Origin of the sequence: Streptomyces sp. FH025, assembly GCF_017427025.1 — a bacterium.
Classification (GTDB): Bacteria; Actinomycetota; Actinomycetes; order Streptomycetales; family Streptomycetaceae; genus Kitasatospora.
In genome coordinates, this window is sequence record NZ_JAFLNG010000785.1 from 1 (window position 1) to 3,253 (window position 3,253).

Annotated in this window: 2 protein-coding genes and 2 pseudogenes; 2 read left to right on the forward strand and 2 right to left on the reverse strand. The window is 73.9% G+C overall.

Features of this window, described 5'->3' with window-relative positions; translation table 11 throughout:
* Both J0670_RS33805 and J0670_RS33810 read right to left on the reverse strand, forming a co-directional pair.
* Positions 1 to 203 (reverse strand): annotated as a pseudogene (locus J0670_RS33805) (dipeptidase); the annotation flags it as partial.
* Positions 204 to 570: 367 nt separating this feature from the next.
* Positions 571 to 1,962: an MFS transporter gene (locus tag J0670_RS33810; RefSeq protein ID WP_207816131.1), complete on the reverse strand. Its 1,392-nt coding sequence runs from the start codon at positions 1,960 to 1,962 to the stop codon at positions 571 to 573.
* Positions 1,963 to 2,119: 157 nt separating this feature from the next.
* On the opposite strand from J0670_RS33810, the gene J0670_RS33815 reads away from it, so the two are divergent.
* Positions 2,120 to 2,773 (forward strand): helix-turn-helix domain-containing protein, encoded by a 654-nt coding sequence (locus J0670_RS33815; protein ID WP_207816133.1) that lies wholly within the window; start codon positions 2,120 to 2,122, stop codon positions 2,771 to 2,773.
* A 42-nt stretch (positions 2,774 to 2,815) separates the two neighbouring features.
* A pseudogene (locus J0670_RS33820) lies at positions 2,816 to 3,253 on the forward strand (hypothetical protein); the annotation flags it as partial.

Below are 3,253 nucleotides of genomic sequence, written 5' to 3' on the forward strand. Positions count from 1 at the left end.
ACGTCGCGCAGGCCGGTCTCGGTGAAGGCGGCGGCGACCCACTCGGCGGCCTCCCGGCACTTCTCCGGCGGGTACTGCCGGGGGTCGGCGACGGACGGGAGGGCCACCAGCTCGGCCAGGTCGGCCTTCGCTCGTGGCATCAACTCGGCTATTCGGCGGGCGAGCTCGTCGGTGGTGTCGGTGGTGTCGGTGGTGTCGGCCATGCGGTGCCTCCTTCGGTGTCGCGGATTCCGTCGTCGCGGAGCTCGTCGTCGCGGAGCTCGTCCGCCTCCTGTGCAGCCGCAGGAAGAGGAAGGGGACCAGCAGACCGAGGGCCGACGGACCGCCGCCGACGATCCCGATGTGCGACCAGACGCTGCCGATGCCGCTGCCGAACTGCGAGGAGGGCTTCCCCCGGTCGGGAGGGGACGCGTCCGTGGAGCCCATGCGGTTCCTCCTCCTCCGGTACGGCGGGGCCCGCCTCCGGGGGCTTCGCCGGAGGCGGGCCGTACCGGGCCAGTTCACCCGGCTGCCGGGGCCGCCGCATGCGGCGTGGACCGTGTGGGTGATCGGAGGGCCGGTGATCGGAGGTCAGTCCTGCGGGGCGGCCGGTGCGGTGGCGGGCCAGGTGGCGCGACGCAGCGTACGGCTCGCGGTCGCGGGCAGCAGGGCGGCGGCGAGCAGGGCGCTGATCGCGGTCAGCGCGGTGGTGGGGGAGAGGTGGTCCAGCAGCAGGCCGCTGGCGAAGGCCCCGGCGGGCATGCCGGCGGTGAGCAGCGTCATGGTCGCCGCGATCACCCGGCCGCGCAGCGCGTCCGGCACCTGCCGGATGACCAGCAGGTCGAGCATCACCCGCAGGGCCGGCACGCCCACGCCGACTACGAACAGCGCGGCGAAGACGGTGGGCGCCCCGCCGGGCAGCAGCGGCGCCAGCGGCACCGGTACGGAGGTCCAGGCCACCGCCAGCAGCAGGACGCCGGGGCCGGCCAGCCGGTGCATCCGGGAGACCAGGGCCGTTCCGGCCAGCGCGCCGACCGCCTCGCCGGCCAGCGCCAGGCCGATCCCGGTGCTGCCGGTGCCGTGCTCGCGCAGCAGCACCATGACGGGCAGCAGCAGCGCGGCGCCGGTCAGGTTGATCACCAGCAGGACGGCCAGGGCGGGCCGCAGCAGCGGGGAGGCGGCGAGGACGCGGAAGCCGGCCAGGGCGCCGTCCCCGGCGCGCTTGCCGGGCTCTCCGGGCCCTCCGGGCTCCCCCGTCCTCTCCGTCTCCCCCGTCCTCTCCGTCTTCTCCCTCTTCTCCGTCTTCTCCGTCTTCTCGGGCTGGTTCGGGCTGGGGAAGCGCACCGCGAAGGCGGCGGTCAGCGCGAGCAGGGAGGCGAACGCGGCGCCGAGGAAGGGGACGGAGCGGCCGAGCCCGAACAGGAACCCGGCCAGCGGCGGCCCGGCCAGGGCGGCGCCGCTCATCCGGGCCTCGTCCTGGGCCAGCGCCTGGGGCAGCTGCTCCGGCGCGACCACCGAGCGCAGCGCGAGCAGCCGGATCGGGCCGCTGTAGGCGACGGTCGCGCCGATGGCGGCGGCGACCAGCAGCAGGTGGAGCAGGCTCGGTCGGCCGAAGGCCATGGCCGCCGGGACGCTGGCGAGGGCGAGCAGCCGGGTGGCGTCGGAGGCGATCAGCACCTTGCGGCGGTCGAGCCGGTCGGCGACCACGCCGCCGTGGACGCCCAGCAGCAGGGTGGCGGCCATCTGGACGGCGCCGAAGGCCCCGGCGGCGGTGGAGGAGCCGGTGAGCGCGAGGACCAGCAGCGGGAAGGCGGTGTCGCCGACCACCATGCCGAGGGTGGCGGAGGCCTGGCCGGCCCACAGGGCCTGGAACCGCAGGTTGCGCCGCAGCGGTACGGGCGGCGGCGGGGCGGCCGGCCCGGGTTCCGCCGGTGCCGTGGCCGGGTGCTCCGCCGCCGTCGGGGTAGTCGCCTGGTCCGTCATGTCCGCCCCCACTGTTCGCGATCAACGCCATCGTTGGCGATCTCTGCCATCATTCACGTTTAAGTGAATGATGGCGTAAGCGTGATTGGTGGCGCAAGAGTGAGTGCTCATCGGCTCGTGATTGCGGATGGCGCGACGGATCTGGAAGGGTGGGCCCGTGGTCGAGCACGAACCGGAACCCGCCGACGGCGGCGAGCAGCCCGCCACCTGGGTCAAGGAACGACAGGTGGCCGACGTCGCGGTGCTCAAGGCACTGGCCGACCCCCTGCGCCTGGCCATCCTCGGCGCCCTGAAGTCATCCGAGGACCGCCCGCTGACGGCCAAGGAGCTCGCCGCCGAGCTCGGCGAGCCGCAGACCAAGCTCTACCGGCACATCAAGCAGCTGGAGAAGGCCGGGCTGGTCCTGGTGGCCGGCACCCGGCTGGTCTCCGGCATCGTGGAGAGCCGGTACCGGATCGCCCAGGAGTCGATCCGGCTCGCCCCGGAGATGTTCACCGCCGACTCGCCGGCCCGCTCCGAGGCGTACGACGCCATGCTGGCCGCGATGGACCAGGTGCGCGCCGACTTCCGGGCCCGGATCGCCGACGGGCGGCTGGACTTCAGCACTCCGAAGGACGGCCCGGGCACCCCGCCCGGCCTCTTCGCCAACTTCTCGGTACGGCTCAGCCCGGAGCGGCTGGACCGGCTGCGTTCACAACTGTCCGAAATCCTCGACGAACTGAGCGAAGAGGGGCCGAGTACGGCCGAGGATGCGATGGACGTGACCCTCTTCACCCTGCTCTACGGTCTCCGACCGGGCACGGAATCATAAATTCCGGGCCGACTGTCGGTGCAGTGAGCCAGCATGTCCGGCATGTCGTATGAACTCCAGGCGCTGATAGGCACATTGGAGCTGCTGACGGTGGCGGCGGCGGAGGTCCCGGCGGCCCGGGTCGTACCGCTGGCGCAGGGGCTGGCCCTCATCCCGGTCACCCCCGCCGTCCTCGCGGCGCTCCAGGGCGGCGAAGCCGGGTCGAAGTCCGGCGATGGCGCCGGCTTCGGCGGGCACTCGGACGGCTTCGAACTCCGGCTCGCCGCCTGGTCCAAGGCCGAGCCGATCGCCCGCGTCGAGGCCGACTACTTCGGCGGCAGCGGCACCCAGCGCGCCGCCGTCTGGTCGAACGGCCGGATCGTCCTCGGCCCGCTCAGCAGCGGCGAGTTCGAGCCGTCCCCACCCGAGGGCACCCCGATCTCCCGCGCCCTGCGGCGGATCGGCGCGCGGGTCGAGCCGGGCGACACGGACGAGTTCGAC